The sequence below is a fragment of the Niveispirillum sp. CC-CTL257 genome (assembly GCF_059489915.1).
In genome coordinates, this window is sequence record NZ_JCAJXE010000001.1 from 1,487,127 (window position 1) to 1,512,513 (window position 25,387).

Below are 25,387 nucleotides of genomic sequence, written 5' to 3' on the forward strand. Positions count from 1 at the left end.
TGATGATTAGACCGCCGTGGCGGACAAGGACTTGGACTTCGCGCCGCGAATATTTCCGGCACGTTCAAAAACCCAGTTGATTTGGCGAAGATTTCGCACCGTCACTGTAGGGGGCGGGGGAACAGCCCGATATTGGACGTTGGTTCATTGAACTTTAGGGCCAGGAAACGCCCCATCCTTCCTTGGTCTAATATGGCTATCCGGACCGGGGCCGTAGCATGGGGCCAACGACAAGGACTTCCCCGGGAGGAAGCGATGGCCATCAATGTCTGCCGCCGGACCTTCCTGGCGGCTGCCGCGTCACTGGCGGTCTTGCCCGCAGGCGCGGCCCCGGCATCGCCGGTACGTCTGGGCCTGCTGCCCTTCGGCACGGTGCAATGGGAAATGGCGACGGCCAGCGCCCACGGGCTGGACCGCACCGCCGGCCTGTCCCTTTCGGTTCAGGAACTGGCCGGCACGCAGGCGACGCAGGTGGCCCTGCTGGGCGGCGGCGTCGACATTATCGCCTCCGACTGGCTGTGGGTCGCGCGGCAGCGGGCGGCGGGCATCGACCTGTCCTTCATCCCCTATTCCTGCGCCGTGGGCGCCATCATCGTGCCGCCGGGCAGCGCCATCCGGACCACCGCCGATCTGGCCGGCAAACGCATCGGCGTGGCCGGCGGCCCGGTGGACAAGGGCTGGCTGCTGCTGCGCGCCCAGGCCGCACAGCGCCACGGCATCGATCTGGCAGAGGCCTCCACCCCGATCTTCGCGGCCCCGCCGCTTCTGTCGCAGCAGCTTCAATCCGGCCGTCTGGATGCCGTCCTCACCTACTGGCATTACGCAGCCCGGCTGGAGGCGGCGGGAATGCGCCAACTGGCCGGCGTGGCCGATCTGGCGCGCGACCTGGGGCTGGCGACCGAAGTGCCGACCCTGGGCTATGTCTTCCGCGCCGATTGGGCCGCCCGCAACCAGGCCACCCTGTCCGCCTTTACAACGATGACGCGGCAGGCCAAGGATATCCTGGCCCGCGACGACGATGCCTGGACCGCCATCCGCCCCCTGCTGGCTGCCGATGACGACACCATCGCCCGGCACCTGCGCGATCGCTTCCGACAGGGCATCCCCCAGCGCTGGACAGAGGCGGAACGCGCCGACGCCGCGCGGCTGTTCGCGCTGCTGGCGGGCCTGGGCGGGCGGGATTTGGTGGGCGATGCACGGGCCATTCCCGACGGCACCTTCTGGCCGGTGTCGTGGGGGTAATGGGCGTGGCGCGGGCGGGCCTTTCCATCCTTCTGATCCTGCTGGTCTGGCAGGGGGCGGCATTGGCCGTCGCCGGCCCCACCCTGCCCGGCCCCGCCATGGTCGCGGCGGCGATGCTGCGGGAAGCGGCATCGGGTCAGCTCTGGCTGCATCTGGGCGTCACCCTGGCCCGTGTCGCCGCCGCCTTCACCCTGGCCCTGTCCATCGGCACCGCCATCGGCATCGCCATGGGCCGTTCGCCGCTGCTGGATGGTCTGCTGGGGCCCTGGCTGACCCTGGCCCTGAACGTCCCGGCCCTGGTGGTGATTGTGCTTTCCTATCTCTGGTTCGGATTGACGGAGACGGCGGCCATCGCCGCCGTGGCCGTCAACAAGGTGCCGAATGTGGTGGTGCAGGTGCGGGCCGGTGCCCGCGCACTGGACCCCGCCTTATCGCGCATGGCCGCCGCCTATCGCTTCACCCGCAGTGACCGGCTGCGCCATCTGCTGCTGCCGCACCTGTCCCCCTACCTGTTCGCGGCGGCGCGCAACGGCCTGTCGCTGGTCTGGAAGATCGTGCTGGTGGTGGAACTGCTGGGGCGCGGCAATGGCGTGGGGTTCAAGATCCATCTGGCCTTTCAGATGTTCGATGTCGCCACCCTGCTGGCCTATGCCCTGGCTTTTGTGCTGGTGGCGCAAGTGATTGAAATGGCGCTGATGGCGCCCCTGGAACGGCGCGCGGGCCGCTGGCGGGGTGCCCATGGCTGAACCGCTGCTGCGCCTGACGGTGGGTGAGAAGCGCTTTGCCGGCACGCCCGTTCTGGCCGGGCTGAACCTTGATATCGCCCCTGGCGAGCTGCTGGCGCTGGTGGGGCCCAGCGGCTGTGGCAAAAGTACCGCCCTGATGCTGGCCGCCGGCCTGGACCGGGATTTCGACGGCACCTTCACCCCCGCCCCCGGCATCCGCATTGTCCCCCATTTCCAGGAACCCAGCCTGCTGCCCTGGCGCAGCCTGTCCGACAATGTCGACATGGCCCTGCCACCGGCGGAACGAGGGCGGGGGCAGGCCCGGCGCTGGCTGGACTCCGTGGAACTGCCGCGCGACAGCCATGGGCAATTCCCATCACAGGTCAGCGTGGGCATGCAGCGCCGCGCCGCGCTTGCCCGTACCCTGGCCGCCGATGGCGACCTGCTGCTGCTGGATGAACCGCTGGTATCGCTGGACGCGGCTCTGGCCAACCGGCTGCGCGTCCTGCTGCTGCGCCGGATGGTGGAACGCCACGGTCTCGCCATGCTGCTGGTCACTCATGACCTGACGGAGGCGGCGGCGATGGCCGACACTATCCTGGTCCTGGCGGGTCATCCGGCCCGCGTGGTGGCCCGCATCCACCCGCCCGGCCCCCGTGGTCAGCGGCATACCGAACAGGTGGCCGCGACGATCCGGCATATCCAGGCCGCCCAATCTTCGACTATATCCCCGATGAAGCAGCGGCGGCCCCCAACCCGCCCCCGCCGGAAAAGGTTTTGACATGACGCAGCGTCCCCTGCCCGCCCGCCTGTCCCGCCCCCTCTGCGCCGCCCTGGCCCTGTTCGCGGGCCTGCCGGCGCTGGCTGCCGATGACAATCAGGTGGCGGAAATTGTGGTGACGGGCCGGCGCGACGGGGTGCCCACCTATGAACGCGCTTACGCCCCCACCATCATCGACGCGGCCACGCTGGCCACCGCACCGCAGCGGCGGTTGGACGAGGCGTTGCGCGCCGTGCCCGGCTTCGGCCTGTTCCGGCGGTCGGGATCGCGCACCGCCAACCCCACGGCGCAGGGCGTGTCACTGCGCGGTATCGGCCCCAACGGGGCGGGCCGCACCCTGGTGCTGGTTGATGGCGTGCCGGTGAACGACCCGTTCGGCGGCTGGGTCTACTGGTCGCGCCTGCCCACATCATCGGTGGACAGCGTGGCGATCACGCGCGGCGGCGGGGCTGGTCCCTGGGGCAACTCGGCGCTCGCCGGCACCATCCGCATCGACACGAAACAGCGTGACGGGCTGGACATGGAACTGGCCGGCGGCAGCGATGGTACGCTGCTGTCGCAGGCGTCGGTGGGCGGCAGTGCCAACGGCTGGCACATGGGCCTGTCGGGCAGCGCCTTTCGCACCGATGGCGTGAAGCTGGTGGAACCCGCCCGGCGCGGCCCCATCGATATCAAGGCCGACAGCGACGCCTATGCCGTCGATGGCGTTCTGTCCACCCGCGTCGGCAATGTCTCGGCCACCGCCAAACTGTCGGGTTTCAAGGAAAGCCGGGGCAACGGCACGCCTTATACCAACAATGCCACCGACGCGGTCGAAGGCAGTCTGCGTCTGGTCGGTGACGGGGAAAAGGTCGATTGGGAGGCCGTGGCCTATTGGCGCGACTGGTCCTTCGCCAGCACCTTTTCCGGCGTGAACGCCACCCGCACCGCCGAAACCCCGTCGCTGGACCAGTATGACGTGCCGGCCACGGCCAAGGGTGCGATCATGCAGATCGGTTTCACCCCCGCCGACGGTTTTGAAACCGATATCGGCGCCGACCTACGTGAAACCGACGGCAAGACCAAGGAACGGATGACCTACAGTGCCGGTCGCTACACCCGCATGCGCGATGCCGGCGGCACGCAATCGGTGGCGGGCCTGTTCCTGGAACAGTCCTGGACCGGCGTGCCGGGCCTGACCGTCTCCGCCGGTGGTCGCCTGGATGCCTGGAAGAACAGCGACGGCCACCGACTGGAAAGCGACATCGCCACCGGCGCCATCCTGCGCAATGATCGCTATGCAACGCGCGACGGCACTGTCGCCAATGGCCGCGCCGGCATCGACTGGCAGGCCGACGACAGCATCGCGCTGCGCGCCGCCGCCTATACCGGCTTCCGCCTGCCCACCTTGAACGAACTGTACCGCCCCTTCCGCGTCGGCAACGACATTACGGAGGCGAACCCCGCCCTGGCTCCCGAACGCATGCGCGGGGGTGAGGCGGGCTTGCGCCTGACGCCCGGTTCTGGCGTCACCTTGAACGCCAGCCTGTTCCATGTGCGCCTGAAAAACGCCGTCGATAATGTCGTGATCCAAACGACCACCGGCACCAATGCCGAACTGGGTGTGTTCGTCCCGGCGGGCGGCAGTCTGGCGCAGCGCCGGGGCCTGGACCGGGTGAATGTGAAGGGGCTTGAGGCCGACATTGCTTGGCAGGTCAGCGACACCCTACGCCTCTCCGCCGCCTACCTGTTCAGCGCCAGCGAAATCACCGATCCAGGGTCGATGCGGGCGCTGAAGGGCAACCAGCTGGGCCAGTCGCCGCGCCATTCCGGCACACTGGATATCACCTGGAACCCCATCCCGGCCCTGACCCTGCGCACTCAGGTCCGCGCGGCGGGCAAACAGTTCGAGGACAGCCGCAACCTGGGCACGCTCGACAGCTACACCGTCGGCGATCTTTATGCCGGCTGGCGCGTGGATGAGACGCTGGAATTCTATGCCACGGCGGAAAACATCACCGGTGCCCGCGTCGAAACCGGTCGGCGCAGCGACGGCCTGACCAATGTCGGCCCGGGACAGCAATGGCTGGCCGGGTTGCGAGTGCGCTTGTAACGCGGATCAGTTTGTAGCGCGGATTAGGCGCCAGCCGTAATCCGCGGGCACACGGTTCCGGGCTTTCCGCGGATTACGCTTCGCTAATCCGCGCTACCCACCACAATCGCGCCCAGCACCCCCGACAGGCTGTCCAGCCCCGGCGGCACGATGATGTCCTGCGCGAAGGCAGGACTTTGTACATATCCGGCCAGATGCGTGCGCATCGCCGCTTCTGCCGCCGCACGCACGCCGGGCCGCTGCCCCACGCCACCACCCAGGATGATGCGACGCGGTGCCGTGATCAGCAGCAGGCTGGCGCAGAGCTGCCCGATATAATCGCCCACCAGCGGCCAGACCGGGTGATGATCGCCCAGCGTTTCCGCCGGCGCCCCCACCCGCGCCGCGATGGCGGGACCGCAGGCCAACCCTTCCAGGCAATCACCATGGAACGGGCAATGGCCCGTATAGGGGTCACGCACCGGGTCACGGCGGACCAGCAGGTGCCCCGCCTCCGGGTGCAGCAATCCATGCACCGGTGCGCCATTAACCACCAGCCCGACACCTACCCCCGTGCCCACCGTGATATAGGCAAAGTCGCGCAGGCCCCGGGCCGCACCCCACCGTCCCTCACCCAGGGCCGCCCCGTTCACATCGGTATCCAGGCGCACCGGCACCCCGAAGCGTTCCACCAGCGGGGCCACCAACTGCGTCTGCGACCAGCCGGGCTTGGGCGTGTTGGTGATGCGCAACCCGCCCGGATCGGCGGGGTCCAGGCACAGCGGACCAAAGCTGGCGATACCGATGGCATCAAACGGCTTCAGGCTGTCCAATGCCGCGATGACGGCGGCCATAGTGGTGACCGGGTCGGTGGTGGGAATGCGGATGGTCGGCGACAGATCGTCCGGCCCCGTGCCGGCCCCGACCACCACCTTGGTTCCACCCAGTTCGATGCCCGCGACCCGCATGACGCGTCCTTCCCTTAACCGTTCTTGACTACCAGCCAGCGCAGGCCCCACGGGGCCATCGCCACAGACTGCGCGTTGACATCCGTGCCGTCCAGCAGGTCATGCCAGCAACCAGACCCCAGCAGGCCCGACAGATCGGTGATCGTGGCGTCGTCCTTGAACCAACCCAGGCAGATCAGCCGCTCCCCACCCTTATCCGCCCGCTCAAACACCAGCAGCGCAGGATCAACGCTCAGCAACGGACGCGCCGGATTGCCCGCGTGCAGACAGGCCCGGCCCTGGCGCAATTGTGCAAACCGCGCAATGGCCGCGCGGGTCGGCTCGCCATCGCGGGTCCAGTCCATGCGGGGCCGATGCAGCCAGCGGCCATCATCATGGTCGGGTTCCGCCGCATAATCGGGATCATTGGTCAGGGCGCGTTCATCGCCCATATAAATCGCGGGAATACCGTCCAGCGCGAAGGTCACCCCATACAGCAGCCGCAGCCGCGCCAGTGCCGCTGTGTTGTCGCCCCCGTCGCGCACACCGGCCAGCGAGGCCGCCATGCCATTGGTGGAACGCACAGCCCCCGGCTCCGCCTGAAACGCCTGCCCATCGGCAAAGGAGCCGGGAACGACCCCGGCATAGAAATCCGAAATCCAGGCCAGAGTCTCATCGGGGATCACGCCCTTCAGCGCGCCCCAGATGATGTCGTCATGACAGCGGACATAGGTCAGCCACCCCGCCCCCGCCGGCTTGGCCAGCGCCTGGGTCAGGCAGGTCGCCAAGGGGCGCGTGTCGCCAGTCGCCAGTGCGGCCCACAGCGCGGTCATGGCGGTGTTGTTATAGGCCAGATGACATTCCGGCTGCTCCGGCTCGCCCAGGAACGGCAGAACCTCCGCCAGACCGACAATCGCCTCTGCCTTCAACGCCACCGCCGGGGCGACAATAGCCAGGGCCGCGCGCCAGGCCCGCACCACCTGATGCGTCTCCGGCAGCCCGCGGCAATCGCTGCCCGCCCGCTTCCACAGGAATGGCGCGCTGTCCAGGCGGAATACCTCCGCCCCCTGGTTCGCCAGATACAGCAGCACATCCATCATCTCGATGAACACCGCCGGGTTGGCATAGTTCAAATCCCATTGGAACGGATAAAAGGTGGTCCAGACATGGCCGCCCATTTCCGGCACAAAGGTGAAGTTTCCCGGTGCCGTCTGCGGAAACACCTGCCCCAGATGCGCCTCCAGTGCGGCCACCTGCTTCGCACTCTCCACCACATGATAGAAATCGCGGTATTTCGCGTCGCCCGCCTTGGCGGCCAGCGCCCAGTCATGGGTGTCTGCCGTATGGTTGCAGACGATATCCAGACAAAGGCTGATCCCCCGCGCCCGCAGGTCCGACGCCAGCGCGCGCAGATCATCAATGCTGCCCAGCTTGGGATCGACCTGCCGGAAATCAGCCACGGCGAAACCGCCGTCACTGTCCCCTTCACGCGGCTTCAGCAACGGCAGCGGATGGAAATAACGCACGCCCAGGCCCGACAGTTCATCCAGCCTGGCCCGCGTCCCGGCCAGGGTGCCCCCGAACCGGTCGATATAGGTGCAGTACCCCACCATCTCCGGCTTCTGAAACCAGTCTGGCGACGCTTCACGCACCCGGTCCAACGCCCGCAGGTCCGCCGGGCGGGCAATGGCGGCGGCCAGCAGCCGTGCCGCCAGTTCCCCCTCCCACGCCCCTTCGCCGTAAAGCGGGCGCAGGGCCGCCAGCAACCGATGCCAATGCTGCCCGATCCGTGCGGACAAGCGGGCAGACAGTTCAGCATCGTCAGGAAGGGCCAGGGGAAAGACGGACATGGAACGAACCTGTTTCTTAAATTGCACAATGACAATCACAAAAAAGAAAGCCCGGCCGGGGTTCCGAATGGAAGGAGGGGGAGGTTCCCCGGCCGGGGTGCGCCACGTCAGAAGCTGTATTTCAGCGTGGCAGTGCTGGAACGCCCGTTGATGGAACGGGCGCGGATGATGTTATCGATGCCGCTGGTGATGGAGCCTTCTTCGGCTTCCGTCAAACCCTTGGCATTGAACAGATTGTTGACATTGATCGACAGCGACAGGCCATCGGTGATGGCGGCATCGGCGAACAGGTTCACTTGGGCATAGCCGGGCATCACCAGCTCGTTGCTGTCCTGGGCATAGGATTTGGTGGTGCCGATGATGTTGGCACCCAGCGTATAGCCCTCAAAGCTGTAGGACGGTGTCAGCTGATAGACAAACTTGGCCTGACGACGGGGCGTATTGCCCTTGACCGCGGGGGTCAGCGCATCCTTGGAAATCTCCGCATCGGTCCAGGTCGCCCCACCGCTCAGCAAGAACCCTTCATAGCGGTATGTCGCCTCCAACTCGATCCCCTTGGCCGTGTAGGTGCGGTCAAAGAAGCGCTGGCTGGTCGCCTCGAAATTCTGCTCCTGGGTCTCGGCATAGAAGGCGGTGGCAAAGACGCTGACATCCTCGCCGCGCCACTTCACGCCCGCCTCATACTGGTCGACCATATCGACCGCGTCCTGCTTGGCGACCGACCCATCGGCGCGCAGACGACCGAACAGCAGACGGTCGGCATTGGCGCGGCCACCCTGGCTGACGCGGGCAAAGGCGGCCAGATCGGGATCGATCATATAGTTGGCACCGACCGACCAGGACCAATAGCCCCAGTCGTAATTGATCTTCTGCGGGTTGGCGCTGTCGATCACTGATACCGACCGTTCCGGCACATTGATGGTGCCGTCGCGGTTCACATCGACCTGGGCCTGACGGCTGGCGATGTAATGGCCCCGCGCTTCGCCCTCATCCCGGCGCAGGGAGGCGTCCAGGTTCCACTGCCCCATCTCCCACGCCGCCGACACATAGGGCGCGTCGATCGTATATTGCGCGTCATAGCGTCGGGTGCAGCAATTGCCCCAGAGCGGCACACCATAGGCCAGCAGACCATTGCTGGTCAGCTTCTGCCCCGCTGCGTTATAGACATCCAGCAGCCGCCCATCCCGGCCATTGACGTCCATGACATAGGTGTTCCACAGCCAGTCCATCTCAATATTCTGGCGGGCCTTATAGTAACCGGCCGTCAGGTCGATGGTGTTGTCGCCACTGACGATGGATTTGGTCAGCTTGAAGTCGTTGGCCAGGTTGGAGAAATCATTGATCTCCACATCGAACAGCGCCACGCGCGTCGCCAGCCCGTTGCCGTTCAGCGCCGACGGCGTCCCAATGGACGACCCGTCCGTATTGCGCAACGTGGCCCCCGTTCCGCCGATGGCCACCGCCAGCGCCTGCGCCCCCATCACTTCCTGCGGGAACGGGCTGACGAAACGGCCCGACGTATCCGCCACGCGCAGCTTATTGGCGACCGCCCAACCATCGGCCAGATCGAACTTGAACTCACCGCCCACCGCCGTGGACACCGGATGCATCCCGTCCTTCAGGCTGCTGGTGCGGACATTATTGTCGCCATCCAGCCCGACATTGGTCAGGAAGTTCGGCGTGTGCAGGCTGTCGGTCAGCAGGCTGAAATTATTGACAGACAGGATCTTGGGATCGCTGTTCGTGCCGCTGACCAGCACCGGCTGCGGCAGATAGCCGATGGCCCGGTCATTCAGATATTTGAAATAGACCCGCGCATAGCCGTTCTCGAACTTGCGGGTCAGGTTGGCCTTGATCTGGCCGCCGCTCTCCGCGTTGTAATCGGCGTTCCGCACGCCCTCGCCCTCGCGGTAGAAGCCGCCGATATGGGCCGTCCAATTGTCGCCGATGGACCCGCCAAATTCAAAATCACCGCGCGTCGTGTCGTAATCCAGACCACGCGTCACGGCAAAGCTGCCGCCTTCCTTGTCGCCGGTCTTCGAGATGAAGTTGATGACGCCGCCCGGCGAATTGCTGGCCAGCGTGCTGGCCGAACCGCCGCGGATGGCCTCCACCCGCGCCACATTGCTGTCGGCGCGCAGGAAGATGTCGGCATTGCCAAAGGCGATATCGCCGAATTCCATGACGGGCAAACCGTCTTCGTGCAGTTGCAGGAACTTGGCACCGCCGGCCGCCACCGGCAGGCCGCGCACCGCGATATTGGCATTGCCCTCGCCGCCCGTGGATTCCGACCGCACGCCGGGGATATTGCGGAAAATCTCCGCCGTGCTGCGCGGGGCGGACTGCATCAGGTCTTCCGCCGACAGGGCGGAGACAGAGACGGAGCTGCGCATCTTGGAGGTCTGGCTGACCACGGCGGTCACCACGATCTCTTCCATCTGCAGATCGTCGCTCTGCGCCGGCGCTTCGGCCTGGGCCGCGGCTTGCGCGACCTGGGTGTCCTGGGCATGGGCCATCGACAGGCTGAACGCCGCCAGCGCCGCGCCCATGGCGGACGCACGCATCAGAATGCACTTCATTTGGGTTCTCTCCCTCTGGGACCAGTTTGGCCAGAAATCGGGTGCCGTTACCCGGCCCCCTTTTGCTTCGAGGGTGAGAATAAGTCATCTGCAATCGTTTGCAAGTCTGATTTTGCACAATCAGCCTGATCTTGGTCCGGCTGATTGTGCGCTCCGCTGGAAACCCCTTGATCTCAAAGCCTTGACTGCAAACCCGCCGGCCAGACCTGTAGCAGCAAAGCTACAATCGTTTGCAGCGCAGCAGACCTACCGCCACGGCGATCACCTCAGGGGACCGACCGAAAGGCACGGCGTGGGCGAATAACGGATTTTGGCTCTCGGGGCGCTGACCGTGTGCCGCCATGCAGGATAGGGTAGTCCGCCCCCAGAACGGCCTTGGCGTTGGCATCGGAGGATACCAGCGTCATGGCTCTGCCCTTGGCCTGCGCGAAGATCAGACGGTCAACCGGGTCGCCTCCACCCGGCAGGTGTATGGAGTTGGCGTAATCGACTGCCACTGGCACGATCAGGCCAAGCCCACTCGCCCGCACCAACTCCTCGAAATTCTCCAGGAGTTCCAAGGCACCTTCCCAGCGCCCGGAAGAGATTTTCGTCGCAATATCCTGCGCGGACAGCAAGGTTGCGTAGACACGGTTCCCCGGATCGCGCAGTGCCGCCACGGCTTCCGCGCTCAGACAATCGGGATCATAGATCAGCCAGAACAGCACATGCGTGTCCAGCAGCAGACGCGTCATGCAGGCCTATCCGTCGATGGTCAGGCCAAGGTGACGGCGTGCGCCGATGATCACGGGGCCGGTCGGCTCCGCCCGCACCCCCATATCCGGATCGACCCGAAACGGCATAACCGGTCGCCCCTCGTGGCGAGGGGAACGGGCCGGCCCCCACTCCTGGTCAAGCCCCCCACCCTTATGGGCGGCTGCGTCCACACGAAGCGTCGCCTTCCGACTGGGTGTACGCTGTTTCTTGCTGCTGGCGGTCATCCTGGACGCCCTCCTGACAGGGCCAGATTAGGACAGAACCGCCAAACGCGCAATGAACGCAGCGCCACCGACCTACCGCCCCGCCGTCTCCCGCCGCAGCTCGAAAATCCGCTCATAAATCGCCTTACGCATGCGGTTCACGGCCCCCAGCGGCTTATGGTCCGGCAGCGCGTGCCAGGGGTTGTAGGAACTGGCCTCACAGGCGGCATTCTGCGGCTCGGTGTTGAAATCCTGCTGCGGGATGTCGATCCGCGCCACCTCCTGGAACGGCGCTTCACTCTCCAGCCATTCATAGCGCGGGTCCTCCACGCTCATGTCGCCGGTCCGCACCTGCACCATGAAGCGCATGCAGGCCCCGCCTGTCTTCAGGGTCTCCACCATGGCGGCGCGCAGATAGTTGGGGTCCGTGGTCTTCGGGATGACCACGGGCTTCGGCTCGCACGGCATGGCGGAATATTTGACCGCCACCGCGTCCGCCCCGCTGCCCAGCTGGTACGGCACCATGGACCAGTAGCGGGTATTCAGCGGGTTATCGATCCGCGAACTGGTGGCATCCACGGCATTGATCGTGCCTTTCAGCCCGATGGACAGCGGCACCAGCAGGGGCTGCAGCCATTGCGTGATTTTGCTGGGACTGTCGGTATAGCCGACCAGCTTTTCATAATCCTTCGGTTCCGCCACCAGGAAGGTGGGGAAATTGATCATGATGAAATCCTGCGACGGCTCCGCCCCCGGTGCCACCGTCAGGGGTGTGCCGGGCAGCGGTCGTTCGCTGCTGCCCAACACCTTCACCGCCATGCCGCGCCCATCCTTGTCATAATCGGGGCGGTTGGGATTCTCGTTGGAATTGGAATAGCGGATGATGGCGCGATAGGCACCGGGGTTCGCGAACAGCCCATGGCGCAGCGAAGCCGGCACCCCCTCGCCCACCGTAAAGGTGGCGGCGACGCAGCCATGCGGCTTGGGGTGCGCGTCGCGGCGCACCGGCACATTGGCATACATCCGCTCCAGATGGGCATAGATGATGGCCGCCACACGGGCGGCTGCATCCACCTCTCCGGGGGCCAGCTTCTCCCCCGGCCCGTCGGCAACCGGATATGTCGCCGGATCGATGGGCCGGTAATAGGCATCGCCCCGCTCGGCGCACCCCGACAGCAGGGCAACCCCTGCCCCGGCCAGGCAAAGCCCTTCCTTCAACCGCTTGTTCATCATCTCTCCCGGCCTTACAGCGTCTTCAGGAATTCGATCAGCGCCAACTTGTCCGCATCCGACAGTTCCGTGCCATAAAGCTTGCCGGAATGGCCGGAATTCAGGTTGCCGGGGAAGCCCGTGTCAAACTCATAGGTCGGGCGATAAGGGTCCGGCCCTGTCTGATAGCCGACATGCACGGGGTCAAACTCCCGGCTGCCAACATGGAACTTGGTGGGCCGCTTGGCCTCATCCATCAGCAGGGACGCAAGGTTCGGCACCGACCCATTATGCAGATAGGGTGCGGTGGCCCAGATGCCCGTCAGGGGCCGCGCCTTGTAGGACCGCTGGTCGGCCGTGTCGCTGATCGGGCCGGTATAGGTCTTGGACAGCCGGCCGGCGGCGATGGTCTCGCTGAAATCCGACGTCAGCACCCCCACCACCTGGGTGGTCAGCGCATCACCCCGGTTGCCCAGCGTCGCGCCATAGGGTTTCTGCCAGAACAGCAGCGGGCTGATCGGCTTCTGCCCTTCCAGCTTGCCGCTTTCCCAGGAGAGGCCCGTGGCCTTGTTCATGCGCAGCAGGAAATTGTCGGCCATGCCGGGGTCGGTGCCGATCACCGATGTCTGGATCAGGGTCGCCTGATAATCATCGCCCTGCTTGTCGCGCGCAATGACCTGATGGCACAGGACGCAGTTCACGCCATCCTGCGTTTCCCCGCGATAGATCTTGCCACCCTTGGCCGCCAGCTCCTTGTCAATCGCCGGCAGAATGCTTTCCGGCCAGGCGGGGGAGCGAAGGGTGGACAGCCAGTTCTCAATATGGCCCAGATTGTCGGTCAGCACGGTGGAGGCATAGCCAAAGCGCGGGTCCTTGCCCGGCACAGTGCCAAAGGTGCCATCGGGACTGGTCCATTTCGACGGGTCCTTGGCCGTCACCCGGATGCGGCCATAAACGCCCAGCACCTCCCCCACATTGCGGGCCAGCGGGCCGACGCCCAGGCCCAGCACCGATTTGTTGGGCGCAAAGCCGTTCCACTGCACCACGTCCGACTGCGGCGCCCCCCACAGGAACGGATAGCTGACGGGGGCGTTGGACGGCGAGTAATTGGCCTGATCGACGGCAATGTTAAAGCCGGAGACCTGATTGAAAATCGCGCCGATGGCATCGATGCGGCCATTGCCGGGCAGCGGCACATATTTCTCGCGGATCACCGCATCGGCCTGCGCCCGCGCCTCGGGCGAAAGGGTGCGCAGACCCGCCTTCAAATTCTCGTTCTTGGCCTGATAGGCGCCATAGGTGTCGGTGCCCGGCCGTTCATCGACGGGGCATTCCTTGCTGTTATGGCTGCCGCATAGGTTCCGGCGCAGATATTCGGCCAGCCACATCTGATGTTCGGCCATCTGCCCTTGCAGGATGTTGCGCGCCTCCTTCGTATCGGCGGGGATGAAGCCCTTGGACACCAGGGCCGCCACGAACCGGTCAAACTTCTCCGGCGTTTCAGAGGTGACCAGCAGCGCGTCCAGCAGTTCCGCATTGAAGCGGTAGAAATCGCCCAGCGACGGCGCACCATCAATGATCAGCGACTTGCCCTGGTAATCCAGCTTGTTGGTGTGGCACGCGGCACAGTTCGGCCCGGCCCAGGCCATGCCCGGCGTGCCATCCGCCCCCTTCATCCCCGGCGTCACCGTGAACCCGATGGGCAGCGCCTCCGGGTTCCACACATCCTTCTGCGCGGGGATATAGCCCAGCCGTTCCATATTGGCCGGTGCAATGAACCGATCCTGGCTATTGGCCTGTTCCACCACGACCAGCCAGCCATAGGGCACCATCCAGGACCCTTGCGGCGTGAACCAGAAGGCCCGGCGCTGCGCCGCCGACCATCCCTGATCCACCCCCCACCATGCCGGCCAGCCTTCCCAGCCGGGCGCCAGCTCCGCCACCTTGCCCGTATCCGGCACGGAGGTCCATTGCGGCACGGGCAGCTTTCCGGCAGGGTTACTCCCCACCTGCACATAGCCCTTATCGGCCCCACACCCCGCCAGCACCAACCCCACCGCCACCAACGGCAACGCCGTCAACAGCCCCCTACGCTTCCCCATGCTCTTCCCCCGTCGCATGCGCGGCCCAAACGGGCCTGATTTCGCCGCAGAATTGCATGAACGAGGGACTTGGGCAATGGGGGATGGGTGGTGGGGATATGAGGGGTGGTATTGAATTAGCTTGTGAGTGGTATGTTTAGTGGCTGCCAGACGATCGGCGGATTTCATTTTCACGAAGCAGATAGCTAGCCTTTGTTAAGGTGCTGCTGCGGTCGGTAAAAACGACCGTGTACTTCTCGATCTGGCCACAGGGTACTACGTAGACGGCGCTGCCGTGCGAACTCACAATGCTCAATTATTCTAAGCTATGGCAATATTGGTAACTGTCCACTGCAGATATAGGCGAGATAGTCCTTATTTCTTATAACAGCGTCGTAGAATAGATGTTGCCAACTGTTCGGTGTCGGATCGGCATGGCCATCCTGCCAAGCCTCAATGTTTTCGACGACATTCAATCCCTTGTCGCGCAATTTCGTCACGTTGCGGAGCAGACGGCGATGTTCGTTACGAAAAAAGCGGATGTAACGGCGGGCGATTTGGAGTTGCTGCAAATGCGTTGTGACCAATTGCGCTTCCGCCGCTTGCAAACCGGGGTGAGGAGCAAGCGTGAAGGTCGGAGCGGTGAGTGGCGGGTTGATGGTGAGTTGGACAATCTGTTTAAGTGAGAACGTATCGAAATAGGGATGAATGAAAAAACGCGGCGTCGTCGTGTTGCCTGTGTCCTCTCCTTTGCGGCGTTGGCACGGATCGCACATCGGCGTCAGGTTGGCAGGAGTAACCGCGAAATGGGGAAATTTCCCCTGCGGCAGATAGTGGTCGAGGGTTTCCGTCACCGCAGGACTGCCGCAGGACGGACAAATGTCCAGATGGTGATCTCGCAGTTCCTGTAGCACCACTGCCTGCGCCGATCCATCGGCGGGGTGGCTGTAGAGGGTCTTGAACGATTGTGCTTTCCCCATGATCGCCGGCCATTCGGGGACATGCATTGGCGATCCGCCGTGGGCCAAATAGTCGTCAACGCGCAGCTTCCACTCATCGGCGATGGACTCGAAAAAGGTCTTATTCGGCTCTCGGGTGCGTTCCTTCACGATTTTGTCGATCAGATTAAGGTGATCGATGGCGGTCATCGGTAGGGGCAAGGGCATCACCATCCTTCGCGCTCCATGCCCTGAATCTGAATCGCGAGTTCTTCGTTGATGTCGTCGCCGAGTGCCTCGATTAGCGCTTTGGCCGAACCGATTTCCTTGAGCTTGTCTTCTATCCAGCGTTCGAACGGTTTGGAAGCTTCGCTATCGCCGAAGACATACGAGCTTATGCGCTGCATGTCCCCGCCGAAGGTCTGAAACGGCGGCGTCCGGATCGAAAGACCGTCCTTGGTTCGTGACAGGACGTGGACGCAATTGGTCGGCACTTCCCGTACCGTAACAAGAGAGTGCGTCGCGAGAAGGGCCTTCGAGTTGAAGCTATCAAGGATAGTCTTTAGCATGTCGATGAACTGAATTTCTAGGGTCGGGTGTAGGAATAGTTCAGGCTCGTCGATGAGGATCAAGCTTTCGCGGCGGATCGCGCCGAGTATATTGATGACAATGAACGAAAATAACCGTTGCCCCGAACTTAGCTTAACGATTTCACCGTTGCGGAAAAAAGTCACGCCGTCGGCAGCATTGAGGGCGTTGCGGACTTTATCGACATCTAGCTTGGCAATACGGTCGGAGCTGATCGGGATATAGCGCGTGTCATCAATGTCGAAAGAGAGATCATCGATGAAGTCGGTATTGGTATAGAAGCGTTTGGCAGGGCCAGTTACATCGCCGACGTTAATCGTAGCATAGTCGAAGGCGAATGCGGTTCCGAGCACGCGCTCGACAGTCGCCAACTTGTTCGCCCAACTCAGAAGCCCCTGGTAGCGGATATCATCAATCATACAGTCGAGCAGCGACGCTGCCGCGTTTTTTTTGGGGAACTGATGGGAAAGAGAAATTCCTGCCAACCGCCCAGGCTTCCGACTGACGGACCGACCGCGGAACCCGAAGTACCGATATACATCCTTGTCTTGCAGGTCGTGAGCTTCGAGGTCAACGGGGAAACGTTCGAACGGGCTGTAGGAAACGACTACCATCTGGCTGAGATTGGGTTTCTCGACAAAGCCAGTACTACGCTTGCGCTTTTCAGGCGTAGTTTCGAGCCAATCTCGAACCATTTGGTGCAGAATCTGGGATTTTCCAACGCCATTGGGACCAATCAAGACGTTGACGTCGTGGGGGAGAATGCTGGTCTGTTTGAATTTTAGGCTTAGTGTAGATATGTCACCGAATACGTCTTCAAACTGAAACCCTAGATCTAGGACCGACATAGTTTCGGTCGAAAACAATTTCCAGCCGTCGAGATAGGATTTGGTCTCACTTCGTTCACGTAGGAGCGACTTCTGGAATGGTTGACTGTCAATCAGGCGACGAGCTACGGGGTCTTGCAGAAAATGCATGACGTAGCTGGCGTCACGCAGTGCGATGGCGGCATCCCGAGCGGCGTCTAGGTTCAGCCGATCACGCAATTGTTCATAAAAGGCGATTTCGCTCGGAAGTGAGAGATAATTCGCATTTGGAATTGGAAAGACACCGTCCCAGCCCTTTTTCAAGAGACCGTCGAGGTGTGTTTCGCTGACCGAGACGCCCTCGATCATCAACTTCAGATAACCGAGATTAACTATTTTTCCTGCTATCCGACAGGTCGTAGCGAAGGTAGTTCTATTGCCGTAATCATCCCAATTGTTTGCAAGTAGCTCAAGCACGTTGCCTTTAAGCTTTGGTTCAGGTGTGTTGCGCTGACTTTGTCGTCCCAGATATACTATCTTCATGAATAACGCCTCCCTTGGCGAGCAAATATGCATTTAATGACCAACGAATTCAAGCAGAAAAGTTGCGAACTCCGCGTTAGGCAACAACTATCGCGGGCTTTTAAAACGATTGGTCGCCTACATGCTTTGACCACGCGAACAGTAGACCGACTGGTTTCAGGAATTAAAGCGGTTGGTGTGAACCACCTAAAAGGAGCGCTCAACAGCATCCCTCCCCTACGTAAAAGTCAATTGCCACACCCTTATGCAATCGTTTGCAAAACCCCAAAACCCGGCGTATGATCCCCTCAACATCGGGCGAAACCGCCCCTATAAGTCGATCCGGGGAGGATACGGGCATGAGTGACGGGTTTGGGCAGCTCTCGGGGCTGGATGCGGCCATTATCGGGCTGTATCTGGTGGCCATTGTGGTGCTGGGGCTCTATGCCTCGCGGCAATCCACGACGGCGACGGATTATTTCCTTGCGGCGCGCAGTTCGACCTGGCCCACCATCGGGCTGGCGCTGCTGGCGTCCAACATTTCCTCCACCACCCTGATCGGGTTGGCGGGGGCGGCCTATGCCACCGGCATCGCCGTCTATAATTATGAATGGATGGCCAGTATCGTGCTGGTGTTTTTCTGCCTGTTCCTGCTGCCCGTCATCCTGCGCAGTCAGGTTTATACGATGCCGGAATTCCTGGAACGCCGGTTCGACGGCTCCATCCGGCTGTATTTTTCCGGCCTGACCATCTTCCTGAACATCGTGGTGGATACGGCGGGCACGCTGTTTGGCGGGGCCTTGATGTTCAAGCTGATCTTCCCCGGCGTGCCGCTGTGGCAGATCGCGGGCCTGCTGGCGCTGGCCGCCGGTGCCTATACGGCGGCGGGCGGGTTGAAGGCCGTGCTGGTCACCGAAGTGGTTCAGGCCGTGATCCTGTGTGGCGCGTCGGTGTTCGTGGCCGTCTTCGCCTTTGACAAGGCCGGCGGCTGGGATGCCGTGATGGCCGGGGTGGAGGCCCAGAAGATGAGCCTGATCCGCCCCGCCGACGACCCGTCCCTGCCCTGGACCGGGTTGATCACCGGCGTGCCCCTGATCGGCCTGTATTTCTGGTGTACCAATCAGTTCATGGTGCAGCGGGTTCTGTCGGCCAAGGACCTGAACCATGGCCGCTGGGGCAGCCTGTTTGCCGGGCTGTTGAAGCTGCCGGTGCTGTTCCTCATGGTGCTGCCCGGTTCGGCGGCCATCCTGATGTATCCCAATCTGGAACGCCCGGACCTTGTCTATCCCACCTTGATCTTCGACCTGTTGCCCGTGGGCGTCATCGGTATTGTCGTGGCGGGGTTCCTGGCGGCCATCATGTCGTCGATTGCCAGCACCTTTAATTCCGCCTCCACGCTCGTCACCATGGATTTCGTGCGCCGCTTCCGGCCCGACGTGTCCCAGGCCGCGCTGGTCCGCATCGGCCGCCTCACCACGCTGTGCTTCATGGTGCTGTCGGTCGCCTGGGTGCCCGTGGTGGAAAGCCTGACCGATACGCTGTGGCAATATCTACAGGCCGTTCTGGCCTATGCCGTGCCGCCCGTGGTGGCCCTGTTCCTGGCCGGCATCTTCTGGCGCCGCGCCAATGTGGCCGGGGCGCGCGCCGGCGTTCTGGTGGGTCTGCTGGCCGGTGGTTACCTGTTCTATGGGGTGCAGGTGTCGGGCAGCATCCATCTGCATTTCCTGCTGGCCGCCACCCTGCTGTTCGCCCTGTCGCTGGCCGCCGTCGTGATCGCCAGCCTGTTGACCGCCCCGCCGGCGGCGGACAAGACCGAAACCCTGATGTGGACCCGCGCCGATTTCGACGCCGAAACAAGGTCCCTGGCGGGTCAACCCCTGTGGCAGAACTACCGCGTACAGGCCGTGGCCCTGCTGGCCCTGACGGCGGTGATTGTCTGGGTGTTTCGCTGACCTAACTCCCGCACGACTTCCTGATGACCAGTTCCGCCGGCATGGTGGCGGAGGGCGTGTTCTCCCCCTCCATCCGGCGGAACAACAGGTCGATCATCACCTTGGCCCCGCGCGCCAGGTCCTGGCGCACACTGGTCAGCGGCGGGTTCACATAGGCGGCAATGGTGATATCGTCGAACCCGACGACCGCCACATCGTCCGGCACGCGCAACCCGGCGGCGTTCAGCGCCTTGATGGCGGCAATGGCGATCACGTCCGACACGGCAAAAATGGCATCGAACGGCACCTTGCTGTCGATCAACCCGCGCACCGTGTCATAGGCGGTATCGACCGTGAAATGCGCGGGCGCCAGCAGGGCCGGGTCCTCTGCAATGCCGGCGGCGGCCAGGGCGCGGCGGTATCCATCATAGCGCAACCCCACCTCCGGCAGGGATGGCACACCCAGAAAGGCGATCCGCCGCCGTCCCTTCTGCACCAGATGCTCCACCGCCAGCCGCGCCCCGCCGATATTGTCCGACCCGACCGAACAATAAAGCTGGCTGGGCAGATGCGCACCCCAGACCACCAGCGGCAGATAGGTGCGGGCCACCGCGTTCAACGCCTCATGCTGGTCGCTCTGCCCAATGACGATCAGGCCGTCGGCCTTCTGCGACTGGATCAACCGGTCCTGCCAGCCCGGTTCCGGCCGCGCCACCTTGGTCAGCAGCACATTATAATCGCGCGCCGTGATCTCGTCGGCCAGCCGTCCCAGCAGCTCGATAAAGAACGGGTCAGAGATAAGCTGCCCCACCTCATGGCCCAGCGGGATGACAACGCCGATGGTGCGGGTCTTCTTCAGGCGCAGGTTGCGGGCCTGTTCATTGATGACATAGCCCTGCGCCTGCGCCAGCGCCAGGATCTCCTCGCGCTTGGCCTGCGGCACCAGGGTACTGCCGGCCAGCGCGCGGGAAACCGTGGAAACCGACACGCCCGCCATCCGGGCAATGTCCGCCATCTTGATCGGTGCCGCCATACCCACTGCCCTGCGCTTCAACCCAGCCGGCGGCCAAGCTAGCAGAGGCGGGGACGAAGCGCCAATCCCCCTGACACCCTGGCTCCGTTCACCCCGGTTCAACGCTTATCGCGCAGCTCTGGCGGCTCATCCTCCGGATCGGTGGTCAGGGCACGGCGGACATAGATGCCGGTGAAGCTGTTGCCGGAACCGGTACAGCCCAAAGTATTGGTGGCCAGGATGAACCCCGCCAACCAGCGCAGCTTGATGGTACATCTAGCGAACTTATAAATGACCTGATTGCCCTTTGGCACGGTCTCTGTATCAAAACTCGACAAGTAATAAGGGGGCGCAACGGCCCAACCTTCAAAGAACAGCTTTCCACCGTCCTTAGGCTCTACCAGGATCAGATTCTCACCAGTGCGCCACCGACCCAACCAATCTTCGCGGGTCGGTGGCGCGGGCGTGGCATCGATATCCAGTCCAGCGCGCGGCAGCCAACCTGCCGTCTCACGCTTCTTGCCGCGAAACATTGCACAGACATAGGGCCCCTTATCATCGGCCAGAAATACACGGTCACCCGGCACCAGATAGGCTGTGGCTTTACAATCCGCCTCGCCGGGACATTGGGCCGCCGAACGTTGAAAGTATAAGCGCTGCCCGGCTACATTCTTTACGAGTCCGGACAGGATGTTGTTTGCATCGTAAACGGCAAACTCGTCACAGTCGCGTGCCGATGATGTTGTTGGAAGTAACACAAGGGTCACTGCAACGGTCGCTAACCTAAGCAGCCGACTACTCATCAGAGTAGCCCAACGCCCTTTCCATGACTCTATCCAACCTTTTTCCCCAAACTTTATCGAATCGCGTTTGAGATGGGTATCTTCTGATGAATGCATTGATTTCATCTCTCCTTAATCTCGTATAGTCTTCTATAAGATCCCTTATTCTGCCGGACGGAAATTTATTGATTTTGTTAATTGTTCTACTACCAACCACCCCATCTACTATTAGTGCATTCTTTCCGTCAATTGAATTTAGCGCCTTCTGCATAAACTCCCATGATCGAGAAGGCCCGTGCAGAACGCCGGCATCTAACATCACCGTTGCGATGGCCGGGCTCTTGATCTGATGCAGGCGCTGGCCATAGAAGAACTCATTTCTGTAAATCTCCTTGCCTTGCTCCTTCGTCAATTCTTTCGGCGAAATGGGCTGATTGTTCTCGCCGAAATTTCTGCCATAAAGCGCCTGATACCTTTTTAGGGTCTCCGCAGTGACGCCAAAATTGGTTTCACCACCTTTATCAACCGGATCATTTACATAACCACCCTCATCCTTGAAGATGGGCTTCATCAGCGTTTCAAAACGTGCTTCGCTTTCCCAATCGGCGGCCCAGCGCGGCTCTTGACCAATTGGATGCAGCACCGGCGGCGGGGCAGTGCCATCGCTGGGTGGGGAAAAGGCGGGTGCGGCGGTTTGCGCAGTAACACCGCCCCGCTTCGTTTCTGCATCCCGCTTTGGCATATCGGGTGCTGGGGCAACGGACATTGTCTTGGCCGACAAGGTTCGTTCCAAGGCACGGATCGTTTCGCCGCCGGGCGAAAGGGCACCATCCACTTTCAACTTTTTCGCGCGCTGAAAGCGACGGATATCCTGATCCAGGATGGTGCTGTGATACCCGTTCGGCCCTTCTGCCTCCGGTATCTCGTGAAAGCCGGCCTTGTTCAGCAATACCTGGACCTTGGCCACATCGGGGCGGCGATTGTCGCCACCATTGCCAGCGATCTTGGATTTCAGGCCAAAGGGCGTATCGCCCAACAGGTCCTCCACCGGCTTGCCGTCCCGCCAAGCTTTCTGAAAGGCCGGGAACCTTGGGTCACTGGCATCATCCACCAGGCTGGGCTGGCGGATCACTTCGGCCACGCCACGCGGGCCCGTGCTTGTGACGGTTTCCACCGCCGGCTGTTCATTGAACAGGCTGCGAAACTCCACTTCCGGTTCTGGCACTACAGCCGCCGCAGCACGCCGGCGCTTACGTTCTGCTTCATCCTCCTCATCATCACCAAACCAATCGCTGACACCGTCAACCAGGGACTGAAGAGAGTTGGTGAAGCTGAAAGGGTTGGACATCGGGCATCTCCATACGGGCAGGCACCAGGGTTCGGATCGGTTGATCCGGCATGGCAGCGGCGGGGGGGGGGGTAGAAACAAAAATGCCCGGCACGCGATAGCGGCCGGGCACATGATTGGTATTTATTCCTACAATCCTATCGCCCTACCCTGCCGCCTGTCAATAATGCTGGACCCCAAGAAAAAGGCCCCGCCGGTTACCGGCGGGGCCTCTGCACCTATTCCCTTAAACCCCGAGATCACTCCCACTCAATCGTGCCCGGCGGCTTCGACGTGATGTCGTAGGTCACGCGGTTGATGCCCCGCACCTCGTTGATGATGCGGGTGGCGACATGGCCCAGGAAGCTGTGTTCGAACGGATAATAATCCGCCGTCATGCCATCAACCGAGGTCACGGCGCGAAGCGCGCAGGCGTAATCATAGGTGCGGCCATCGCCCATCACGCCGACGGTGCGCACCGGCAGCAGCACGGCAAAGGCCTGCCAGATTTCATCATAGAGGCCTGCCTTGCGAATTGCGTCCAGATAAACGGCGTCGGCCTTGCGCAGGATGTCCAGCTTTTCACGCGTGATCTCACCCGGCACGCGGATGGCCAGACCCGGACCGGGGAACGGGTGACGGCCGACAAAGCTGTGCGGCAGGCCCAGCTCGCGGCCCAGCGCCCGCACCTCATCCTTGAACAGTTCGCGCAGCGGCTCCACCAGCTTCAACTTCATCCGATCGGGCAGGCCGCCGACATTATGGTGCGACTTGATGGTGACGCTGGGGCCGCCCGTGAAGGACACACTCTCGATGACATCGGGATACAGCGTGCCCTGGGCCAGGAACTCCGCCCCGCCGATCTTCGCGGCCTCGCCATCGAACACTTCAATGAACAGGCGACCGATGATCTTGCGCTTCTGTTCGGGGTCGGACACGCCCTCCAATTGCCCTAAGAACAGGTCGGCGGCGTCCACATGCACCAGCGGGATATTGTAATGGTCGCGGAACAGGGTCACCACCTGTTCGGCCTCGCCCGACCGCATCAGGCCGGTATCCACAAAGATACAGGTCAGCTGCGCGCCGATGGCCTCATGGATCAGGACGGCGGCGACGGAGCTGTCCACCCCGCCCGACAGGCCGCAGATCACCTTGGCCGAACCCACCTGCTCGCGAATGCGGGCCACGGCCTCGGCGCGGAAGGCTGCCATGGTCCAATCGCCCTTCAGGCCCGCCACCTTGAACAGGAAATTGCGGATCAGGGCGTCGCCATGCGGCGTGTGCACCACTTCGGGGTGGAACTGTACCGCATAGAAGCGGCGGGCATCATCGGCGATAATGGCATAGGGGGCGCCCTCCGACGTGGCGACGATGCGGAAGCCGTCGGGCAGCTTGGTGACACGGTCACCATGGCTCATCCACACCTGTTCATGCGCGCCGATGCTCCACACGCCTTCGAACAGGGCGCAATCATCCTTCACATCGACAAAGGCGCGGCCAAATTCACGGGTCTCGCCCGGCTCCACCTTGCCGCCCAACTGTTCGCACATGATCTGCTGGCCATAGCAGATGCCGAACACTGGAACGCCCAGGGTCCAGACCACGTCATTGGCAAGAGGGGCACCCTCTTCGGTCACGCTGGCGGGGCCGCCCGACAGTATGATGGCCTTGGGCGCAAAGGCGCGAATGCGGGTCTCATCCGCGCTATAGGGGATGATTTCGCAGTAAATGCCGGCCTCGCGCACACGGCGGGCGATCAGCTGCGTCACCTGCGATCCGAAATCCAGGATCAGGACACGGTCGGGATGGGCGGCGGGTGCGGTGGAAGCGGCGGCGGCCATGGCGCATTTTCCTGCGGGTCAGGGGCGGAGAATGCGCCGCAACCTAACCAACCAAGCCTCTCCCGACAACAGGCACCTCCGCAAGGCTGCCCCCTGTCTGACCCGGACCGCACACGACAATCGGCGGACCATAAATACCTATTGACTCTTTCTGTCACCTGTAAGAAATACCTTACATATGAAACACGAACTTCAGATAGCCGGAACGGCGTGCGATGGGGAACAGGTCCTGACGGCCCTGTCGGCGCTGGCCAATCCCCACCGGCTGCGCATCGTGGCGCGGCTGGCGGGGGGCGACCGGCATTATATCAGCCAGTTGGCCCGCGATCTGGGGATCAGCCGCCCCCTCCTGCATCTGCATGTGCAGAAGCTGCTGGAGGCCGGGCTGGTGACATCACAGCTGGAACTGTCGGACGACGGCAAGGCCTTGAACTATCTGCAACTGGCATCTTTTCACCTGGACCTGACGGCCGACAGCGTCCGTCTGGTCACGGAAAACTTGCTGGCACCGGGCACCACAGGGGACTAACGGGGAAGAATGATGGCTGACGATACCTATCTCTATTCGATTTTCTGGTTTGTGGTGGCGATCGTATCGATCTTTGCCATGCGCATGGTCACCAATGTCATGCAGGCAAAGGCCAAAATGGCCGATGACGGTGCCTATCGCGCCCTGGCCGAACGTGCTGTGGCGGCGCTTGAGGAACAGACGGGCACCATCAATGCCCTGCGCGCCGACCTGACCGCCGCCCGCACCACGCTGGCCAATGTCGAAAAAATCCTGAAACAGGTGGAATGAATGATGGACGGTATCGCTACATGGCGCCTGCACCTGCTGCGGGCGGTTTACCTGATCATGGCGCTGGGTGCCGGTTACCTGAACTGGTCACAGATCATCGATCCGGCCCGCAACTGGGCGCTGATGGAGGGCGTGGTGGTCACCATGCTGGCCGCCATGTCGGCCTTGGCCCTGCTGGGCCTGCGCCATCCGCTGCGCATGCTGCCGCTGATGTTCTGGGAAATCGCCTGGAAACTGATCTGGCTGTCCCGTGTGGCCTTTCCGGCTTGGCAGAACGACACGATCAATGAGGGCATCGCCGCCAACATAGTCGCCACCGGCATGGTGGTGATCGTCATCGCCGTCGTGCCGTGGGATTATGTCTGGCGGGTTTATGTGAAGGGGCCAGCCTCTTAAG

Annotated in this window: 21 protein-coding genes; 8 read left to right on the top strand and 13 right to left on the bottom strand. The window is 62.7% G+C overall.

Annotation, left to right across the window (positions count from 1 at the left end; genetic code table 11):
- The first annotated feature begins 255 nt into the window (after positions 1–255).
- The 4 genes from ABC729_RS07135 to ABC729_RS07150 are packed head-to-tail and all read left to right on the top strand — an operon-like array spanning position 256 to position 4,840.
- The gene (locus ABC729_RS07135) at positions 256–1,242 is read left to right on the top strand and encodes an ABC transporter substrate-binding protein (RefSeq protein WP_495606941.1); all 987 of its coding nucleotides are present in this window, start codon (positions 256–258) and stop codon (positions 1,240–1,242) included.
- The gene (locus ABC729_RS07140) at positions 1,242–1,988 is read left to right on the top strand and encodes an ABC transporter permease (RefSeq protein ID WP_495608651.1); all 747 of its coding nucleotides are present in this window, start codon (positions 1,242–1,244) and stop codon (positions 1,986–1,988) included. The genes ABC729_RS07135 and ABC729_RS07140 overlap by 1 nt, the downstream gene beginning before the upstream one ends.
- Positions 1,981–2,748, top strand: coding sequence for an ATP-binding cassette domain-containing protein (locus tag ABC729_RS07145; RefSeq protein WP_495606942.1), 768 nt, complete (start codon positions 1,981–1,983; stop codon positions 2,746–2,748). Before ABC729_RS07140 ends, ABC729_RS07145 begins: the two co-directional genes overlap by 8 nt.
- Position 2,749: 1 nt before the next feature.
- On the top strand, positions 2,750–4,840 hold the full coding sequence (locus ABC729_RS07150; protein ID WP_495606943.1) for a TonB-dependent receptor: 2,091 nt from the start codon (positions 2,750–2,752) through the stop codon (positions 4,838–4,840).
- Between the two features lie 83 nt (positions 4,841–4,923).
- Here ABC729_RS07150 and ABC729_RS07155 read toward each other — a convergent pair whose 3' ends face one another.
- The 9 genes from ABC729_RS07155 to ABC729_RS07195 form a co-directional block, all read right to left on the bottom strand.
- Positions 4,924–5,787: an ROK family protein gene (locus ABC729_RS07155; RefSeq protein ID WP_495606944.1), complete on the bottom strand. Its 864-nt coding sequence runs from the start codon at positions 5,785–5,787 to the stop codon at positions 4,924–4,926.
- A gap of 14 nt (positions 5,788–5,801) precedes the next feature.
- Positions 5,802–7,616, bottom strand: coding sequence for an alpha-amylase family glycosyl hydrolase (locus tag ABC729_RS07160; protein WP_495606945.1), 1,815 nt, complete (start codon positions 7,614–7,616; stop codon positions 5,802–5,804).
- 107 nt (positions 7,617–7,723) lie between these two features.
- Positions 7,724–10,195, bottom strand: coding sequence for a TonB-dependent receptor domain-containing protein (locus tag ABC729_RS07165; protein ID WP_495606946.1), 2,472 nt, complete (start codon positions 10,193–10,195; stop codon positions 7,724–7,726).
- A gap of 266 nt (positions 10,196–10,461) precedes the next feature.
- Complete coding sequence (locus ABC729_RS07170) at positions 10,462–10,929, bottom strand: type II toxin-antitoxin system VapC family toxin (RefSeq protein WP_495606947.1); 468 nt, start codon at positions 10,927–10,929, stop codon at positions 10,462–10,464.
- A gap of 6 nt (positions 10,930–10,935) precedes the next feature.
- On the bottom strand, positions 10,936–11,175 hold the full coding sequence (locus ABC729_RS07175; protein ID WP_495606948.1) for a hypothetical protein: 240 nt from the start codon (positions 11,173–11,175) through the stop codon (positions 10,936–10,938).
- A gap of 72 nt (positions 11,176–11,247) precedes the next feature.
- On the bottom strand, positions 11,248–12,387 hold the full coding sequence (locus tag ABC729_RS07180; RefSeq protein WP_495606949.1) for a catalase family protein: 1,140 nt from the start codon (positions 12,385–12,387) through the stop codon (positions 11,248–11,250).
- An 11-nt stretch (positions 12,388–12,398) separates the two neighbouring features.
- Positions 12,399–14,465 (bottom strand): di-heme-cytochrome C peroxidase, encoded by a 2,067-nt coding sequence (locus tag ABC729_RS07185; protein WP_495606950.1) that lies wholly within the window; start codon positions 14,463–14,465, stop codon positions 12,399–12,401.
- A 305-nt stretch (positions 14,466–14,770) separates the two neighbouring features.
- Positions 14,771–15,616 (bottom strand): hypothetical protein, encoded by an 846-nt coding sequence (locus ABC729_RS07190; RefSeq protein ID WP_495606951.1) that lies wholly within the window; start codon positions 15,614–15,616, stop codon positions 14,771–14,773.
- Positions 15,610–17,319: an ATP-binding protein gene (locus ABC729_RS07195; protein WP_495606952.1), complete on the bottom strand. Its 1,710-nt coding sequence runs from the start codon at positions 17,317–17,319 to the stop codon at positions 15,610–15,612. Before ABC729_RS07195 ends, ABC729_RS07190 begins: the two co-directional genes overlap by 7 nt.
- A gap of 338 nt (positions 17,320–17,657) precedes the next feature.
- Between ABC729_RS07195 and ABC729_RS07200 the strand changes: the two genes are divergently transcribed.
- Positions 17,658–19,250: a sodium:solute symporter gene (locus ABC729_RS07200; protein WP_495606953.1), complete on the top strand. Its 1,593-nt coding sequence runs from the start codon at positions 17,658–17,660 to the stop codon at positions 19,248–19,250.
- Between the two features lies 1 nt (position 19,251).
- Here the strand turns inward: ABC729_RS07200 and ABC729_RS07205 are convergent, their stop codons facing one another.
- The 4 genes from ABC729_RS07205 to guaA all read right to left on the bottom strand — a co-directional run bounded on the left by ABC729_RS07205 (position 19,252) and on the right by guaA (position 24,191).
- Complete coding sequence (locus tag ABC729_RS07205) at positions 19,252–20,262, bottom strand: LacI family DNA-binding transcriptional regulator (RefSeq protein WP_495606954.1); 1,011 nt, start codon at positions 20,260–20,262, stop codon at positions 19,252–19,254.
- Positions 20,263–20,360: 98 nt separating this feature from the next.
- Positions 20,361–21,044: a hypothetical protein gene (locus ABC729_RS07210; RefSeq protein ID WP_495606955.1), complete on the bottom strand. Its 684-nt coding sequence runs from the start codon at positions 21,042–21,044 to the stop codon at positions 20,361–20,363.
- Positions 21,037–22,371 (bottom strand): glycosyl hydrolase 108 family protein, encoded by a 1,335-nt coding sequence (locus ABC729_RS07215; protein WP_495606956.1) that lies wholly within the window; start codon positions 22,369–22,371, stop codon positions 21,037–21,039. The genes ABC729_RS07210 and ABC729_RS07215 overlap by 8 nt, the downstream gene beginning before the upstream one ends.
- A 239-nt stretch (positions 22,372–22,610) precedes the next feature.
- Entirely contained in the window at positions 22,611–24,191 is a 1,581-nt protein-coding gene (guaA, locus tag ABC729_RS07220; protein ID WP_495606957.1) for a glutamine-hydrolyzing GMP synthase, read from the bottom strand.
- 178 nt (positions 24,192–24,369) lie between these two features.
- On the opposite strand from guaA, the gene ABC729_RS07225 reads away from it, so the two are divergent.
- Genes ABC729_RS07225 through ABC729_RS07235 form a run of 3 tightly spaced genes read left to right on the top strand, consistent with a single transcriptional unit; the run spans position 24,370 to position 25,386 of the window.
- The gene (locus ABC729_RS07225) at positions 24,370–24,720 is read left to right on the top strand and encodes an ArsR/SmtB family transcription factor (RefSeq protein WP_495606958.1); all 351 of its coding nucleotides are present in this window, start codon (positions 24,370–24,372) and stop codon (positions 24,718–24,720) included.
- Positions 24,721–24,729: 9 nt separating this feature from the next.
- On the top strand, positions 24,730–24,990 hold the full coding sequence (locus ABC729_RS07230; protein ID WP_495606959.1) for a hypothetical protein: 261 nt from the start codon (positions 24,730–24,732) through the stop codon (positions 24,988–24,990).
- Positions 24,991–25,386, top strand: a complete 396-nt coding sequence (locus tag ABC729_RS07235) for a hypothetical protein (RefSeq protein ID WP_495606960.1) — start codon at positions 24,991–24,993, stop codon at positions 25,384–25,386.
- Position 25,387 lies beyond the last annotated feature (1 nt).

What these genes read in the sequence shown, in the direction of transcription:
- ABC729_RS07200 (WP_495606953.1), top strand. Translation starts at nt 17,658, where the DNA reads ATGAGTGACGGGTTTGGGCAGCTCTCGGGGCTGGATGCGGCCATTATC.
- ABC729_RS07195 (WP_495606952.1), bottom strand. Translation starts at nt 17,319, where the DNA reads ATGAAGATAGTATATCTGGGACGACAAAGTCAGCGCAACACACCTGAA.
- guaA (WP_495606957.1), bottom strand. Translation starts at nt 24,191, where the DNA reads ATGGCCGCCGCCGCTTCCACCGCACCCGCCGCCCATCCCGACCGTGTC.
- ABC729_RS07185 (WP_495606950.1), bottom strand. Translation starts at nt 14,465, where the DNA reads ATGGGGAAGCGTAGGGGGCTGTTGACGGCGTTGCCGTTGGTGGCGGTG.
- ABC729_RS07145 (WP_495606942.1), top strand. Translation starts at nt 1,981, where the DNA reads ATGGCTGAACCGCTGCTGCGCCTGACGGTGGGTGAGAAGCGCTTTGCC.
- ABC729_RS07190 (WP_495606951.1), bottom strand. Translation starts at nt 15,616, where the DNA reads ATGGTGATGCCCTTGCCCCTACCGATGACCGCCATCGATCACCTTAAT.
- ABC729_RS07180 (WP_495606949.1), bottom strand. Translation starts at nt 12,387, where the DNA reads ATGATGAACAAGCGGTTGAAGGAAGGGCTTTGCCTGGCCGGGGCAGGG.
- ABC729_RS07225 (WP_495606958.1), top strand. Translation starts at nt 24,370, where the DNA reads ATGAAACACGAACTTCAGATAGCCGGAACGGCGTGCGATGGGGAACAG.
- ABC729_RS07230 (WP_495606959.1), top strand. Translation starts at nt 24,730, where the DNA reads ATGATGGCTGACGATACCTATCTCTATTCGATTTTCTGGTTTGTGGTG.
- ABC729_RS07135 (WP_495606941.1), top strand. Translation starts at nt 256, where the DNA reads ATGGCCATCAATGTCTGCCGCCGGACCTTCCTGGCGGCTGCCGCGTCA.
- ABC729_RS07175 (WP_495606948.1), bottom strand. Translation starts at nt 11,175, where the DNA reads ATGACCGCCAGCAGCAAGAAACAGCGTACACCCAGTCGGAAGGCGACG.
- ABC729_RS07140 (WP_495608651.1), top strand. Translation starts at nt 1,242, where the DNA reads ATGGGCGTGGCGCGGGCGGGCCTTTCCATCCTTCTGATCCTGCTGGTC.
- ABC729_RS07205 (WP_495606954.1), bottom strand. Translation starts at nt 20,262, where the DNA reads ATGGCGGCACCGATCAAGATGGCGGACATTGCCCGGATGGCGGGCGTG.
- ABC729_RS07210 (WP_495606955.1), bottom strand. Translation starts at nt 21,044, where the DNA reads ATGAGTAGTCGGCTGCTTAGGTTAGCGACCGTTGCAGTGACCCTTGTG.
- ABC729_RS07215 (WP_495606956.1), bottom strand. Translation starts at nt 22,371, where the DNA reads ATGTCCAACCCTTTCAGCTTCACCAACTCTCTTCAGTCCCTGGTTGAC.
- ABC729_RS07165 (WP_495606946.1), bottom strand. Translation starts at nt 10,195, where the DNA reads ATGAAGTGCATTCTGATGCGTGCGTCCGCCATGGGCGCGGCGCTGGCG.
- ABC729_RS07235 (WP_495606960.1), top strand. Translation starts at nt 24,991, where the DNA reads ATGATGGACGGTATCGCTACATGGCGCCTGCACCTGCTGCGGGCGGTT.
- ABC729_RS07160 (WP_495606945.1), bottom strand. Translation starts at nt 7,616, where the DNA reads ATGTCCGTCTTTCCCCTGGCCCTTCCTGACGATGCTGAACTGTCTGCC.
- ABC729_RS07170 (WP_495606947.1), bottom strand. Translation starts at nt 10,929, where the DNA reads ATGACGCGTCTGCTGCTGGACACGCATGTGCTGTTCTGGCTGATCTAT.
- ABC729_RS07150 (WP_495606943.1), top strand. Translation starts at nt 2,750, where the DNA reads ATGACGCAGCGTCCCCTGCCCGCCCGCCTGTCCCGCCCCCTCTGCGCC.
- ABC729_RS07155 (WP_495606944.1), bottom strand. Translation starts at nt 5,787, where the DNA reads ATGCGGGTCGCGGGCATCGAACTGGGTGGAACCAAGGTGGTGGTCGGG.